The following is a 15,208-nucleotide window of genomic DNA, read 5'->3' as shown; positions in this document are numbered from 1 at the left end:
TTACCCACCCAATGAATCGCCCATTTTTTAATCGACTTCCCTTCACAGTTACTCATTTAATCGCTATTCCTAATACATAACCACTGCCATTTCTCTCAAAACTTAGCGTGACGGAATGAGATCTATGTCGCTCTGCGATTATAAAGTAAACGACTTCTGTATCAATTACATACAGGTGGGACCCATGTCACATTTATTGCTCATTAATAAGCCGTAATATAAATTGATCATTATCAATAAAAGTGCAGATTAGCGCGTACAAAAAAGCCGCTATACAGTGTATAGCGGCTCAAATATGACAAATTATGAATATATCAATCAGTGCAAATCAATAACTTGCATGATGAAATAAACCAACGTTTAGTCACCAGCAAACATGTAACCTTCACCGTGAACAGTCACGAAAATTTGTGGGTTTTTAGGGTCAGCTTCCATCTTAGAACGCATGCGTCGAATTAACACATCGATGGTGCGATCATTAGGTGCTTCAACGCGATGGCTAAGCATATTTAAAATACGATCGCGGCTTAAAACCACATTGGGATGAGATGAGAATGCCACCAATAATTCATATTCAGCTTTCGTTAACTTAACAGGGACACCGTTGTGCGTTAGTGCACGTTTATTAATGTCGAACTGCCATTCACCAAAACGAATAATGCTATCTTCTTGCAACTCTACAACAGCTTCATCTCTTGCCTTTTCGACCAGAGAGATGCGCCACAGCAGGTTTTTAACGCGAACGAGTAGTTCACGGAGTTCAAAAGGCTTAGTCACATAATCGTCGGCACCCATCTCTAGCCCTACGATTTTATCGATACTATCTGTTCGACCAGTAACAAGAATAATACCAACTTCTGAGCGGCTACGAAGCTCGCGCGTCAGCATTAAACCATCTTCACCAGGCAAATTGATATCAAGCATTACAAGGTCAATCTTCTCGCTAGCCATAATGTCACGCATTTGCGTTCCACTCTCAGCCTGGCTTACCTTGTAACCCTCATTTTCAAAGTAACCCACCAGCTTAGTACGGGTCACAATCTCGTCTTCTACAACAAGTACGTGATGACTCATTTCTATCTCTTTTCTAATTATTTGGCTGTCTTGAATACGGTAGCATAACAACCGAATTATTAATAACCTTTCATAATTCAGCTTTAACTGTTAACGCCCGCCCTTAACCTTATTCATATCGTGTCTTTAAGATTAAACCATAAAAATTTATACGTCACTGCCACTTAACAGTGACATCATTCTTTAATGGAATCATCCACTATGAAAAAACTTTGGCAAAAGTTGATCAAACCTAGCAGCAAGCTTTCTATTCTTGCACTAGTTTTGGTCGGTATCGGTATCACCTTAGCGGGCACCTTCGTGGTACACAAAGGCTTCGAGGTTACTTCGACTATCGAATTCTGTACTTCGTGCCACACCATGGAGCAAAACTACGAAGAGTACAAAGAATCTGTTCACTTCAAAAATGCCTCAGGTGTTCAAGCAGTTTGTACTGATTGTCACCAGCCAAAAGATTTCCCTGGTAAAGTATTCCGCAAACTGGAAGCAGCAAAAGATCTATACCACCACTTCATTACAGGCAAAATCGATACGCCTGAAAAATTTGAAGAAAACCGCTTAGAAATGGCACAAGCTGTTTGGGCGCGTATGAGTGGCCAACAATCTAAAACATGTAAAAGCTGTCACTCATACGATGATATGGATCACAGCAAGCAATCTGCTAAAGCCGCTATGGAAATGAAAAAAGCAGCAGCAGAGAACATGAACTGTATCGAATGTCACAAAGGTATCGCACACGAACTGCCTAACATGGCAGGTGGCTTCCAAAAAGACTTTGAAACCCTACAAGCTACCGCTAACAGCCAAGGTGCTACTGCTGAGAAACTATACTCTCTTGGCGAAAAAGACCTATACGCAGTTGCTGACGCTTCAAGCAAAGCTGAAGGTAAACTTCTACCAGCATCTGAAGTTACGGTTCTTGAACGTAAAGATGACATGGTTAAAGTTCAAATCGACGGTTGGTTAGAAAAAGCAGGTAAAGGCCGTGTTATGACTGAGTACATGGGCAAACGTGTATTCAAAGCAACAATCCGTGGCGACGTTAAAGCAACTGAGCAACTTATTGAAGAGAAAACTGACTCTGCGACTGATATCGTATGGCAACACGTTTCTGTTCAAGCATGGGTAACAAGCGCTGATCTAATCGACAACATTCAGCCAATCTGGAACTACGCAGAAGGTATGTACGCGTCTACTTGTAACGCATGTCATGCTGCTCCAGACCCAGCTCACTTCACTGCTAACGGTTGGATCTCTGGCCTGAATGCAATGAGCGCATACTACCGTCTAAGCAAAACTGAAGAACGTACCCTACTTAAGTATCTTCAGAACCACGGTAAAGACACTGGCGGCGCTGGCGCACACTAATTCCCGATAGGCGGAAGGCTCTCCTTCCGCCACATCCTCAGAATTTAAAATAATTAAAGGATTCTCCAATTATGGCGACTCAAATTCTAAACAAAGGCATCTCACGCCGTCGTTTCCTTTCGGGAATGGTTGCTGCAAGTGCGGCATCTGTAGTAGGTACAAGCCTACTTGCGCCACGCAATGCAATGGCTGCAACTGAATCACAAGCTAAATTCACAGGCGATGTCCTGTCTGGTTCTCACTGGGGTGCATTCCGCGCTAAAGTTGTTGATGGCGTTTGGGTAAGTACAACTCCTTTTGAAAAGGACAACCACCCTTCTCATATGATCGATGGCGTACGTGAAGTGGTTTACAACCCTGCACGTGTTAAGTACCCAATGGTACGTATCGACTGGCTAAAACATGGCTACAAGTCTGATACTACTCAACGTGGTGATAACCGCTTTGTACGTGTGCCATGGTCTCAAGCGCTTGACTTCTTCTACCACGAAATGGAACGTGTTCAGAATAACTTCGGTCCAAGCGCATTGTACGCTGGTCACACAGGTTGGCAGTCAGTAGGTAAACTGCACTCAGCAGGTACCATGATGAGCCGCGCTGTTGGTCTACACGGTACTTACCTAGGTAAAATGGGTGACTACTCAACGGGTGCTGCACAAGTTATCCTTCCTTACGTTGCTGGTGCAATGGAAGTATACGAGCAGCAAACGTCTTGGCCGCTAGTACTTGAGCATTCAGATACTATTGTTATCTGGGGTTCAGACCCAATCAAAAACCTACAAGTAGGTTGGTTGGTTCCAGATCACAGCCCTTACGCGTACTATCAGCAACTTGCTGAAAAAGTGAAAAACAAAGAAATTAAAGTTATTCACGTTGATCCAGTACGTTCAGAAACAATGAAGTATGTTGGTGGCGATCAGGTTCCTGTTAACCCACAAACTGACCTTCCGTTGATGCTTGCGATTGCGCACACTCTGTATACTGAAAATCTATACAACAAAGAGTTCATCGCAGACTACACAACAGGCTTCAAGAAGTTCACACCTTACCTAATGGGTGAGTCTGATGGTGTTGAGAAAACACCTGAGTGGGCAGAGAAAATCTGTGGCATTAAAGCTGATGATATCCGTGCACTTGCACGTCAAATGGCTTCTGGCCGTACTCAAATCATCGGTGGTTGGTGTCTACAACGTATGCAACACGGCGAGCAATACGCGTGGATGCTAGTTGTTGTTGCCGCTATGCTTGGTCAAATTGGTCTACCTGGCGGTGGCTTCGGCTTCGGTTGGCACTACAATGACGCGGGTTCTATCACGTCAAACGGCCCACTAATGTCAGGTTTCAGCGGTGTAACTGGCGTTGACCCAATTCACAATGGTTCTTTCAACGGTTACTCAACGTACATCCCTGTTGCTCGTTTTGTCGATTGTATCGACAACCCAGGTAAAACCATCCAGTGGAACGGTCACGACATTAAGTTCCCTGAAATGAAGATGGCTATCTTCTGTGGTAACAACCCATTCCATCACCACCAAGATCGTAACAAGATGATCAAAGCGTGGCGTAAACTGGAAACTGTTGTTTCTATCGATCACCAGTGGACTGCAACATGTCGTTTCGCTGATATCGTACTGCCAGCAACGACTACGCATGAGCGTGATGACATTGAGCAATACGGTAACCACTCAAACGCAGGTATCATCGCGCTTCCTAAAGTGGTTGAGCCAATGTTTGAAGCGAAAGATGACTTCGAAATGTTCCGTGAACTATGTCGTCGTTACGGCCGTGAAGAAGCATTCACTGGTGGTAAGACACAAATGGAATGGATTGAAGAGATCTACAACGGTGCACGTCTACAAGGCCGTGGCCTAGGTGTTCGTATGCCTAACTTCAAGAAGTTCTGGGAAGGTGAAGGTTTCATCGACTTCCCTGCTGGTACTGAGTGGGTTCGTCACGAATCATTCCGTAAAGAACCGGATCTAGAGCCTCTAGGTACAGCTTCTGGTCTGATTGAGATCTACTGTAAGACTATCGCAGATATGGGCTACGATGACTGTCAAGGTCACCCAATGTGGTTTGAGAAGAAAGAACGTAGCCACGGTGGTCCTCGTTCTGACGCATTCCCACTGCACTTACAGAGCTGTCACCCGAACCACCGTCTGCACTCGCAGCTATGTTCTTCAACAGAACTACGCGCGACTTACGCAGTAGCGGATCGCGAGCCAATCTACATCAACACTAAAGATGCAGCGGCACGTGGTATCAAATCTGGTGACGTAGTACGCGTATTCAACGACCGTGGCCAAGTGCTTGCTGGTGCCGTTGTTACAGACGATTACTCACAAGGTGTTTGTCGTATCGAAGAAGGTGCATGGTACAGCCCACTAGAAGGTGGCAAGCCAGGTACTATCTGTACATACGGTGATCCAAACGTACTGACGCAAGATATTGGTTCTTCTAAACTTGCACAGGCAACTTCAGCGCACTCAGCGATTGTAAATATCGAGAAGTACACCGGTGTTGTTCCTGCGGTAACTGGCTTCCACGGCCCGTCAGAAGTAACAGATATCGATCCTCTATTCCCTGCTATGAAAGCATAATACAGGTGACGTGTGGCTCTTTATGAGCCACACAGACTTGATGAAGGTAGCTTGAATGAGCTACCTTTATTTTTCTAGTTAAAACCTATTCACATACAAGACGTTATCATTGTCTGAGTAATAAACACTGTATGTGAATATGTTTTCCTAAATAAGCCCTACCCTACGAGCTTGTTTAAAACCGTCTTGGAGTAACCATGCAAGAACTGATTGCCTTCAACGAACAACGTGCTGAAATTTACTGGTGGATGTCTTCACTACTGGCACGCGAACTAACGAACGAAGATCTAGAGCAATACTACGGTGGCGAGATGTACACCTTCTTGTCTGGCCTAGGCATGACAGATGAGTTAAAAGCACCTGTTGAAGCCTTCCGTGAAGCAATTACACGCGTACAAAGCCGCGAAGACGCACAGCTAGAGCTTGCTGCCGATTTCTGTGGCTTGTTCCTAAGCACACCAAAATCTGGTGCGCTACCGTATGCGTCTATGTACATTGGTGAATCTGGCCTTTTGAACGACAAGCCAGCTCAAGAAATGAATGCTCTATTCAGCCAATACGAGATAGCACAGCGTAAAGAATTCAATGAGCCTGCTGACCATGTTGCGATTGAGCTCGACTTCCTTGGAAACTTAATCATCCTTGCGAACCAGCAAGATGACGCAGAAAAACATGAAGAAGCGATGCAAGCTCAACTAAGCTTTATTAATGAACACTTAATGACATGGCTACCACTATTCGTTAAGGAATGTAATACACGTGACAAGTTTGGCTTCTATGCTGCTGCTGTTAACTTGTTACTTGCGTTTTGCCAACTTGACTTGGCATTTCTGCAAGGCGAAGAATAAACCCGAATAATAAGTCCTCGCGACTAACAAAGTGATTTCACCAATCACTGATCGTAGAAATCATTGATCGTAGTAATCGCTGATTTTTATAATCAAGTTACGTCGCGACACTATCTCCTTTGCTGGCAATTGGATTGCCAGCTTTTTTCGCCTTATCCACGACAATCAGTACCAACCAATACTCAACAACCGCTAATCAACAACCATCTCCAGCTAAAAGCCTTCTTATATTGCTTATTCAGTTAACAGTCAGCCTAACTAACAGAACACTGACAAATGCCAAACCAGAATCCGTCATTTTATTCTCACGCTAATTACTCACTCGAAGAAAAATCCTAGGACACGGCATATTAGATCACGCTACTTATTGATATTTCTACAATAAAGAGCTTGCTAATGCTGGCTGTGGCAATGATTTCAACAACAATACAGGTGACACAATGACTGATTCTCGTATCTTTACTTCGCATTTTGTTAAATCAATTGGTGCCGTATTACTTATCGCAGCATCAACGCTTAGCTTCACCGCCACCGCCAGCCCTGTCGCTGCAAATTCTTATACCGAACAGCAACGTATCGCGAATGAAGTCGGTGTTATCCAGCAAGAACTGGCCGCTATTAAACAAGAAACCTTGCAAGCTAACCCTGATTTACGCCAGCAACAACTCGATTTTGAAAAAGCATTCGAAGCTAAGGCCGATCAAGTCGGCTATGACCCTGACGCATTCATGGCTAAAGCAAAAGAAATTCAAGATGAATTGCGCTCATCAGAGACAACGCAAGAACAACAAGCCGAATTATTAGAAGAGTTCGGCCACGCTAAATCAGTATTGGCAAAGCAACGAGAAGCCATCATGAGCGACACTGCGCTTATGGATCAGGAAGAAGAGCTACGAAAGGCGACCTATACCGCAATGGCTAAACAAGACCCGAAAACAAAAGACTTGTTTGGCGATTTAGATCAGTTGCTAAAGAAAATGCAATAAGAACGGCGTTTAAATACCAATCTGTACCATTTGCTGAATCCACAAAAAAGCCCACACAGTGAATCTCACTGTGTGGGCTTTTTATCTATTAAATGATTAATAACCCTCATGTGCCATAACAATCACACAAGTCTTAAAAATATTTAAATTTCTACCGCTTGATTTGCTTTTAAACGCTGCATGCCTTTACTGATTTTAATAAACCAGAAACAAATAGCGGCTAAAGAAATAGCAGCACCAATGTAAGGAATAGCATGGCGGATCATGTCTAAAATATCGCTATGTACCCAATATTCTGCACCTGCGACCATGCCACTTGTCGTTGCAGCAGTTACACCCAACACCACAAAGAATGTAAAGAATAAGAAGAATGTTTTGATGATGGTGTAGTAATGGCTATAGGTAACATCATCTGTGCCTTTATTCATCTGATATGCAGAATAAATAATCGCGATAATACCCGAAATCATAAGCGTGAATGGTGTTAAAAACGTTGCGATATAAGCAAACCAAACGCCTTGTCTATTCGTATCTTTTGTCATGCTAGTAGTCCAAATTAATCAGCAATGAATCCCATAATTATCACACTATTTTTGTGGATTTCAAGAATTTATACGCTATATCTCATGGATTTAATTCAAGCACAGACACATTTAGCCTGAACTGTTACGATGGCTACGTAGATACCCTTTCTAGCTCACAAGGATAGTGACGAATGGCTTCAGCAAAACAATACCTTGCACGTAATCCGTGGATAATCTCTGTTATGATTTTAATCATAATGGGTGTGTGGTTAATCAGTGGCATCGTTAGCTCGCCAGAAGCGCCGCCTGCAAACACATCAGCGCAAGAGACAAGTCAGCAAAGCGTTCCCCTTGCTAAAGTCGTCGTTAGTACTGTTACCGCTCAGCCAATCACTCGTACAGTCGCGCTATACGGCCGCACAGCACCAGACAGAAAAGCAACCTTAGGTGCAGAAGTATCTGGCAATGTCGAACAACTACTTATCCGCAAAGGACAGTTTGTCAAAAAAGGGCAAGCCCTAGTCCAACTCAATAAAGCTGATCGAGAATTACAGCTGCAGCGCGCACTTGCTTTACTGTCAGTCAAAAGTAAAGAATTCAACGCTGCTAAATCATTACGTGAACGTGGCCTACAAGGTGAGGTCGCACTGACCAGAGCACAGGCCGGCTTAGTAGAAGCCAAAGCTACCGTTAAAAATCTAGAACTCGCACTAAGCAATACCACAGTGACGGCGCCTTTTGATGGCATCGTTAACATTTTACATGTCGAGCAAGGTGATTATCTCGGTATTGGCGATCCTATTGCTAACGTTGTCGACCTTGATCCTCTCGTCATTACCGCTGATGTCAGTGAACGTCATATTCAAAGTATTCACCATGGCCAAAAAGCCAACATCACCTTATCAACTGGATTATCTCTGGCAGGTAAACTGCGCTATAAAGCCAGTATCGCCTCAGAAACGACCAATACTTTTCCGATTGAACTTGAGGTGGCCAACCCTAATTCATCACTGGCTGCTGGGATCAGCGCCGAAGTGGATTTAATTCTCGATAAACAATCAGCAATCAAAGTCACCCCGTCCATGTTGGCATTAGATGAAATTGGCAATCTAGGTATTAAAACATTAATAGCAGACAACAAAGTTGCTTTCGCCCCGATTGCTATCGTAAAAGTCGAGCCTGATGGTGTCTGGCTTGGTGGTTTAGGTGAACAGGTAGATGTTATTACCGTTGGACAAGGTTTCGTCCGTAACGGTGATACCGTTATTCCAGTCGACACCGACCCTATTAATGAAACCTCAGTTAGCGACGCTCCTCTCAACAAAAATCACACTAAACAGACGGGCGGTGAGTAATGTTTGGAATTATTGAAGCAGCCCTCAGTCGTTCTCGTACTGTCATCACTCTACTTGTACTGATTTTGATTGCAGGGGCTGCGATGTATCGCGCCATTCCAAAAGAATCAAACCCAGACATTACGATTCCCATTATCTATGTTTCTGTTTCACACCAGGGAATCAGCCCAGAAGATGCAGAACGCTTACTGGTTCGCCCGTTAGAGAAAGAACTGCAATCTATCGAGGGTGTGAAAGAGATGACAGCAACGGCCTCTGAAGGTCATGCCTCCGTTGTCTTGGAATTTAATGCGGGTTCTGATTTAGAAGGTGCACTCACGGATGTGCGTGAAGCCGTCGACATTGCCAAAGTAAAACTGCCCGATGACAGTGATGAACCCACAGTCAATGAAATAACACTAGCAGGTGAAGAGCCGGTACTCTCTATGGTGCTTTACGGCACAGTACCTGAGCGCACCACAATTCAAATAGCACGCCAGCTCCAAGACAAACTAGAAAGTTATCGTCAAGTATTGGAAGTTGAGATCGCTGGTGATCGTGAAGACGTAGTCGAGATCCTCGTTGAGCCATTACTCATGGAAAGCTACGGATTGGATCAAAACGATGTCTTTAACTTAGTTTCCAGAAATAACCGCGTGGTAGCCGCAGGCTTTATTGATAGCGGCTATGGTAGATTTTCGGTAAAGGTACCGTCAGTCTTTGATTCACTCAAAGACATTTTAGAACTGCCCATCAAAGTCGATGGCAGTAAAGTCGTCACCTTTGGTGATGTTGCCACTGTTCGCCGCGCCTTTCGTGACGCGAGCAGCTTTGCTCGTCTTAACGGTCAACCCGCCATTGTTTTAGATGTTAAAAAACGCGCAGGCGAAAACATCATAGAAACGGTTGAGATTGTTAAAGCCGTTGTCGCAGAGGCACAGAAGTTACCAGAGTGGCCTGATAATTTATTGGTTGAATACACACTCGATGGTTCTAAAGATGTTCAGATGATGCTGAACGATCTTCAAAACAATATCCTGTCTGCAATCATCTTAGTTGTCGTAGTTATTATCGCGATACTCGGTTCGCGCACTGCCTTACTTGTTGGTATTTCTATTCCAGGTTCATTTCTTACCGGGCTATTGGTTCTTGCTATCAGCGGGCTAACCATCAATATTATTGTACTTTTCTCGCTTATCATGGCTGTGGGAATGCTGGTTGATGGCGCAATTGTTGTAACCGAGTATGCTGAACGGCGGATGCAGGAAAATATCCCACGTAAACAAGCTTATCGCGAAGCGGCAAGGCGTATGGCGTGGCCGATCACGGCATCAACCGCTACGACATTAGCAGCCTTCGGTCCGCTACTCTTTTGGCCAGATACCACTGGCGAGTTCATGCGTTATCTGCCACTGACGTTAATTGCGACATTAACGGCATCACTCGTCATGGCGTTAATTTTTGTACCAGTACTTGGCAGTGTAATTGGTCGCCCTCAATACACGAGTAAGGCGGTCCAGCAACGTAAAATCGCAGTAGAAAATGGCGATTTTTCGCAAGCTGTTGGCCTCACCAAGCTGTATTTAAACAGCCTTGCTATTGCCATTAAGCACCCTCTTAAAATACTCCTATCTGCATTTGTTCTAGCGGGCATAATTGGCTATAGCTACAGTGTGGCCGGTTTAGGCGCGGTATTCTTCCCAGAGGTTGACCCACCCCACTTCAGCTTGAAAGCACGATCACATGGCGATCTTTCGATCTATGAGAAAGATGCACTAATGAAAAGTATTGAAGCCCGCGTTATGGATACCGAAGGCATCAGCAGTATTTACACCAAAACAGGGGGAGATGATGAAATTGGGCGTATTCAATTTAACCCACTGGATTGGCAATACCGCCCGCCGATCACCGAGATCATCGCTAATCTAAGAGATAAAACCAAGGATCTTGCTGGGGTTGAATTAGAGTTTAAATTTCCTGAAGCGGGTCCACCTAACGAGCATGATTTGATCATCGAGATCACTGCTCGTAATAACGACGAAATGACTCCAGCCGTTACCGCTGTGCGTCATTGGTTAGAAACACAACCTGCATTCACCAATATTTCTGATACAGGTAATAAACCGGGGATTGATTGGGAAATCAAAATCAACCGTGACGATGCTGCACGCTTTGGGGCAGATGCCACATTGGTCGGTAACACTGTCCAATTCGTGACTAACGGTCTTAAGATCGGCGAATACCTACCTGATGATACTGATGATGAAGTCGATATTTTGGTCCGCTATCCAAAAGCAGAGCGTGACATTGGCCGCTTTGATGAGCTTAGAGTCAAAACACAATACGGCTTGATCCCCATGACTAATTTTGCACAAGTGAACCCATCACCGAAGCAAAACAGTATTCATCACATTGGTGGTAAGCGCGTACTGGAAGTTAAGGCTGACATGGCAACAGGCTACAACTTAAGCCTTGAGCTGCCCAAAGTCGAAGCTGCACTGGCAGGCCTACCGCTAGGGAAAAGTGTGCAAGTTGCACTGCGAGGACAAAATGAAGAGCAAGATAACTCATCAAAGTTCTTACAATCTGCCTTCTTAGTGGCGCTCGCCGTGATGGGGTTAATCTTGGTCACGCAATTCAATAGCTTCTATCAAGCCTTGCTGATTTTGAGTGCGGTGTTGTTCTCAACGGCTGGCGTGTTCCTTGGCTTACTGATCTTCCAACGGCCATTTGGCATTATCATGTCAGGCATTGGGGTGATTGCGCTTGCTGGCATAGTGGTGAATAACAATATTGTACTGATCGATACTTACAACCAACTGCGCAAAAAAGGATACGATAAAGTTAACGCTATCATGCACACTGGCGCGCAACGTTTAAGGCCTGTATTGCTGACAACGATAACGACAATCCTAGGTTTGATGCCGATGGTGCTTGAAATGAATATCGACCTTATCAATCGTAAAGTTGAATTTGGCGCACCAAGTACTCAGTGGTGGTCTCAGTTAGCAACAGCCATTGCGGGCGGCTTAGCCTTTGCAACTGTACTGACGCTTATCCTGACACCTTGCCTATTGATGCTGGGCAGAGAGAAGAATAAACCATCCTCTTCGCATTTACATCGTACAGACAGCCCTTTCACTCACAATAGCAGCGACCCCGGCCACCAAAGTCATGCCACCAACACCATGGTTAGTCCAGCAGATGTGTCAGGGAGTTCACCACGAAAGCAACTAGATACTGAGCTAACATAAGCCAGTTTCACCCATTAAAAAAGCCGGCATTTATATGCTGGCTTTCTCTTTTCTATCTTTGTCGGTTCAGGCTTCTCGGTTCCAGACTTCTCTTTTAGGAGAAACAACTAAGTCTTATAGAACAAAACAGATGATTCTTATAACTCTTCAGTCGGTGTTTCAACTTCACTGCCATCTTTAACTCGGCGATGACCTTCAGTCAGGTGGACAAAATCAACTAAATCATCGCTTGATACTTGGAAAGCTTGACCAAAACCTTTTACAAATAAACCTTGAGTCGGCGCAAGGCGGAACATAGTGAAATCTTCTAAGCCGCTAAGACCGTCAACAATATCGCCAAATCGCATTTTCAAGCCAGCAACAGCTTCTAACCAAACCTCACTCTGACGCTCAACCACGGATACATCAGCTTCAAACGTTAAACGCTTACGTGCATACAAGGTTTTCGACGTGCCTTCATCTTCAATCATCATTAAAGATACTTGTGGGTTTTCAAGTAAATTACGTGCATGACGCGCAATTTGGCTGATAAGAACGTAATAACCATCTTCCAATAATGCAAATGGCGCATAGCTTACATTTGGCTTGCCATTCGCATCCACAGTAGCAAGTTGTAGCGTTTGGCACGCTTCACGAAACTCTTTAATTTCTGGCCCTAAACGATTTTGTAAACGTTCTTGTTTTACCTGATTCATCCTTTCTCCTAATAATTATTATTTTAGCTTATCAATATCGCGCCTAACTTTAATCGTAACCCCATTACGTGAGCTCAATAATGGCATTGGTATTACGCGATCATGCTAGATGCTGCTATTTTTGATTCAATACGCTATTAATAAGTTCCCATCACAGTGTGAGAACTTATTTTCACGTTTTCGTTAAATGTATTGTTGTTTTAATGCGTTAAATTTCTCAATTTGTTCTGGGAACAATTTACGCTGCTTATCACGGCCTAAATACACTTTAAATACACATTCGCCTTGCTCAGCAAAGAAGCCAATGAAGTAACTTTCTTGCCCCATAAATTCTTTACTGACCAATGCAATATTGGTAACAAGATCTAAGCGAAGGTGACCATGCATTTCGCCTTCTTTACCCATTAAGTTATAGTATCCACGGGCTTCTTTACCTTTTGGGAAAGGTGCTTTCACCTCAAAAATAGAACCCATGGAATGCACAATACTTGTCACTGGCCCCCATGATGGTAAGTCTTCTAAAATCGCTTTCGCGTGCTCACCGGCAAGGCGTACAACCAATTCTTCAGGAAAAGCAAAAACCACTTCACCTTCAGTAAGGTTCAATTGCTGAGCAATCGCACCTGCATGTAATTTTGGATCAGCGTTTAGAATTTCACTGACTTGAGATTTCACGTTTTCAAATGTAGAAGATGCGTACACAGTGTTCTCTCTATTATCTTAGTTGGATTCATAGACCAAGGGCAAACCGCACTTAGTTCTTGTCATTAGTTCTTGTTATTAGTTCTGGTTATTAGTTCTGGTTATTAGAGCTTGTCGTGTTGCATTCAGTTCTATTGCTGAACGGAAGTGTTCAAACAAGCCTCCATAAATTATGCGGCTTGCTGGTTAGCCGTTTGTTGAACAACCTGGAGCATCCCTTGCGCTAAGGTTACTGACCAAAACTGCCCTGCAAGCGTTAATGATAGATAGTCATCTTCAAGGATAACCAAGCCATTTTTTTGCCATGCTTTGAACAAGGGTAAACAGGCTTCAAATACATCGTATTGCGCTGCGCTTTGTAACTGCGTTCGGGAAAGCACACCACGGTCAAAGCTCGCCTTAATGACCGAATTTAGCACGGCACTGGCTGGGGTCTTTGTCATCATGGCTACGGGTGTATGACCCGCATTAATCGCTTCTATATAAGCATCTAATGTTCGGTGCTGCATAAATCCATAGCCACCAACATTACCACCAGCCCCCGCCCCTAAAGGCAATACTTCAGCAGAGGTTTTTGCCAAACTGTTATAGACGCTGCGCTCACGGTTATCTCGCGCCCAGTGGTTAACACTGAGGCGGCGTAAATGGTGCTTATCCATAAAAGCGCTACCTTGCTCAAACATGGTCGCTTTAGTAGCAGTATCTGCAGGATGAGGGAGTTTGCCCTGCTCTATCATGCCTTTCATTGGGGTTCCCCCCATCTCAATCAGCTGATAAAGGTCGACGCCATGCGCTCCACTTTCTAAAAAGTCAGCCAAGTCTTGTTGCCATACGTCTACATCTTGATATGGCAAGCCATATAACAGGTCAATAACGATAGGTGCCGCGTCTGATGTACTTAATGCTTGGATACGTTCTAACACATCTTCACGATCATCTAATCGCTTCGCTTTACGACGAACTTGGGTATTAAAGCTCTGCACACCAAACGAAAATCGGTTAAATCCGCCTTCTAATGCTGAATCAAACAGTTCATCACTAAACCGATTGATACGCCCTTCTAAGGTGAGTTCGCAATCTGTCATTAATGGAAAATGACGACGGATCATCTCACCCAAGGTTTTAATCTGTGCGGCGGTTAAATCTGTTGGCGTACCACCACCAATATAAACAGCATGGAATGGTGCCGCCTGCGTCCACGGCATTGCTGCTTTCACTTTTAGCTCAACCATCAGTGCTGCGAAATAGTCATCTATTAGTTGCTGACTAGACGCATACTGAAAAAAGTTACAATACGTACAGCGCACACGACAAAAAGGGATATGTACGTATAAACAACGTTTACCCAACTGCTCGGGTACTTGGTTCATAACCAACTGAGCGATATTTTGATGCTGACTCTTATCTACAACCGTAGATTGCCCCCCTGCATGCGCCGATTTCTTTTGTTGAAAAGCATAGCGCAATGGATCAGGTGTTGAGATACCCGTCACTTCGGGCGTTAGTAACTCAGAGACAACTTGGGAGACTGTTTCATTTATTTGTTTCATGGCTATTTGCTGGAAAAATACCAGCCTCTTTTGCAACGATCAGCGAGAGCAATCACTGAACTACACAATGCTAGCGATGGCTAGCCCATCATCAAAGACTAAAACTTAACTTTCGTTGAGATTGAAAATCAAACCTTAATTGATGCTTTATGAGCACGTTTAACAATACTTTCTTATTGCAGCCGCTCAATTGATATATCTGATTAACTACTGTATCTAACAGCACTAAATTACATCTATATCATTGTTTTTATTTATATAAGCAAGTTACTA

Annotated in this window: 11 protein-coding genes; 6 read left to right on the top strand and 5 right to left on the bottom strand. The window is 44.0% G+C overall.

Features of this window, described 5'->3' with window-relative positions; translation table 11 throughout:
- Positions 1 to 360 precede the first annotated feature (360 nt).
- On the bottom strand, positions 361 to 1,074 hold the full coding sequence (torR, locus tag ASV53_RS16880; RefSeq protein WP_062690527.1) for a two-component system response regulator TorR: 714 nt from the start codon (positions 1,072 to 1,074) through the stop codon (positions 361 to 363).
- Between the two features lie 201 nt (positions 1,075 to 1,275).
- Between torR and torC the strand changes: the two genes are divergently transcribed.
- The 4 genes from torC to ASV53_RS16860 all read left to right on the top strand — a co-directional run bounded on the left by torC (position 1,276) and on the right by ASV53_RS16860 (position 6,876).
- Positions 1,276 to 2,442, top strand: coding sequence for a pentaheme c-type cytochrome TorC (torC, locus tag ASV53_RS16875; protein WP_094957944.1), 1,167 nt, complete (start codon positions 1,276 to 1,278; stop codon positions 2,440 to 2,442).
- A 71-nt stretch (positions 2,443 to 2,513) separates the two neighbouring features.
- Positions 2,514 to 5,042, top strand: a complete 2,529-nt coding sequence (torA, locus tag ASV53_RS16870) for a trimethylamine-N-oxide reductase TorA (RefSeq protein ID WP_094957943.1) — start codon at positions 2,514 to 2,516, stop codon at positions 5,040 to 5,042.
- A 197-nt stretch (positions 5,043 to 5,239) separates the two neighbouring features.
- The gene (torD, locus tag ASV53_RS16865) at positions 5,240 to 5,890 is read left to right on the top strand and encodes a molecular chaperone TorD (protein ID WP_062690524.1); all 651 of its coding nucleotides are present in this window, start codon (positions 5,240 to 5,242) and stop codon (positions 5,888 to 5,890) included.
- A 440-nt stretch (positions 5,891 to 6,330) separates the two neighbouring features.
- Positions 6,331 to 6,876 carry a hypothetical protein gene (locus ASV53_RS16860; protein WP_094957942.1) on the top strand — a complete coding sequence of 182 codons (546 nt, stop codon included), beginning with the start codon at positions 6,331 to 6,333 and terminating at the stop codon, positions 6,874 to 6,876.
- Between the two features lie 143 nt (positions 6,877 to 7,019).
- Here the strand turns inward: ASV53_RS16860 and ASV53_RS16855 are convergent, their stop codons facing one another.
- The gene (locus ASV53_RS16855; protein WP_062690522.1) at positions 7,020 to 7,418 is read right to left on the bottom strand and encodes a hypothetical protein; all 399 of its coding nucleotides are present in this window, start codon (positions 7,416 to 7,418) and stop codon (positions 7,020 to 7,022) included.
- Between the two features lie 173 nt (positions 7,419 to 7,591).
- On the opposite strand from ASV53_RS16855, the gene ASV53_RS16850 reads away from it, so the two are divergent.
- A complete protein-coding gene (locus tag ASV53_RS16850) occupies positions 7,592 to 8,755 on the top strand; it encodes an efflux RND transporter periplasmic adaptor subunit (RefSeq protein WP_094957941.1) in 1,164 nt (387 codons plus the stop codon).
- Positions 8,755 to 11,988, top strand: a complete 3,234-nt coding sequence (locus ASV53_RS16845) for an efflux RND transporter permease subunit (RefSeq protein ID WP_094957940.1) — start codon at positions 8,755 to 8,757, stop codon at positions 11,986 to 11,988. The genes ASV53_RS16850 and ASV53_RS16845 overlap by 1 nt, the downstream gene beginning before the upstream one ends.
- A gap of 137 nt (positions 11,989 to 12,125) precedes the next feature.
- On the opposite strand, the gene hutZ is transcribed toward ASV53_RS16845, so the two are convergent.
- The 3 genes from hutZ to hutW all read right to left on the bottom strand — a co-directional run bounded on the left by hutZ (position 12,126) and on the right by hutW (position 14,935).
- Entirely contained in the window at positions 12,126 to 12,683 is a 558-nt protein-coding gene (hutZ, locus tag ASV53_RS16840) for a heme utilization protein HutZ (protein WP_062690521.1), read from the bottom strand.
- A 183-nt stretch (positions 12,684 to 12,866) separates the two neighbouring features.
- Complete coding sequence (gene hutX, locus ASV53_RS16835; protein ID WP_062690520.1) at positions 12,867 to 13,385, bottom strand: heme utilization cystosolic carrier protein HutX; 519 nt, start codon at positions 13,383 to 13,385, stop codon at positions 12,867 to 12,869.
- Positions 13,386 to 13,555: 170 nt separating this feature from the next.
- The gene (hutW, locus tag ASV53_RS16830; protein ID WP_094957939.1) at positions 13,556 to 14,935 is read right to left on the bottom strand and encodes a heme anaerobic degradation radical SAM methyltransferase ChuW/HutW; all 1,380 of its coding nucleotides are present in this window, start codon (positions 14,933 to 14,935) and stop codon (positions 13,556 to 13,558) included.
- Between the last annotated feature and the right edge of the window lie 273 nt (positions 14,936 to 15,208).

This window comes from Photobacterium sanguinicancri, from assembly GCF_002265265.1.
Lineage (GTDB): Bacteria > Pseudomonadota > Gammaproteobacteria > Enterobacterales > Vibrionaceae > Photobacterium > Photobacterium sanguinicancri.
The sequence above is the reverse complement of the archived record's forward strand: the minus strand, read 5'-3'. Positions and strand labels throughout refer to the sequence as shown.

What these genes read in the sequence shown, in the direction of transcription:
- torR (WP_062690527.1), bottom strand. Translation starts at nt 1,074, where the DNA reads ATGAGTCATCACGTACTTGTTGTAGAAGACGAGATTGTGACCCGTACT.
- torC (WP_094957944.1), top strand. Translation starts at nt 1,276, where the DNA reads ATGAAAAAACTTTGGCAAAAGTTGATCAAACCTAGCAGCAAGCTTTCT.
- torA (WP_094957943.1), top strand. Translation starts at nt 2,514, where the DNA reads ATGGCGACTCAAATTCTAAACAAAGGCATCTCACGCCGTCGTTTCCTT.
- torD (WP_062690524.1), top strand. Translation starts at nt 5,240, where the DNA reads ATGCAAGAACTGATTGCCTTCAACGAACAACGTGCTGAAATTTACTGG.
- ASV53_RS16860 (WP_094957942.1), top strand. Translation starts at nt 6,331, where the DNA reads ATGACTGATTCTCGTATCTTTACTTCGCATTTTGTTAAATCAATTGGT.
- ASV53_RS16855 (WP_062690522.1), bottom strand. Translation starts at nt 7,418, where the DNA reads ATGACAAAAGATACGAATAGACAAGGCGTTTGGTTTGCTTATATCGCA.
- ASV53_RS16850 (WP_094957941.1), top strand. Translation starts at nt 7,592, where the DNA reads ATGGCTTCAGCAAAACAATACCTTGCACGTAATCCGTGGATAATCTCT.
- ASV53_RS16845 (WP_094957940.1), top strand. Translation starts at nt 8,755, where the DNA reads ATGTTTGGAATTATTGAAGCAGCCCTCAGTCGTTCTCGTACTGTCATC.
- hutZ (WP_062690521.1), bottom strand. Translation starts at nt 12,683, where the DNA reads ATGAATCAGGTAAAACAAGAACGTTTACAAAATCGTTTAGGGCCAGAA.
- hutW (WP_094957939.1), bottom strand. Translation starts at nt 14,935, where the DNA reads ATGAAACAAATAAATGAAACAGTCTCCCAAGTTGTCTCTGAGTTACTA.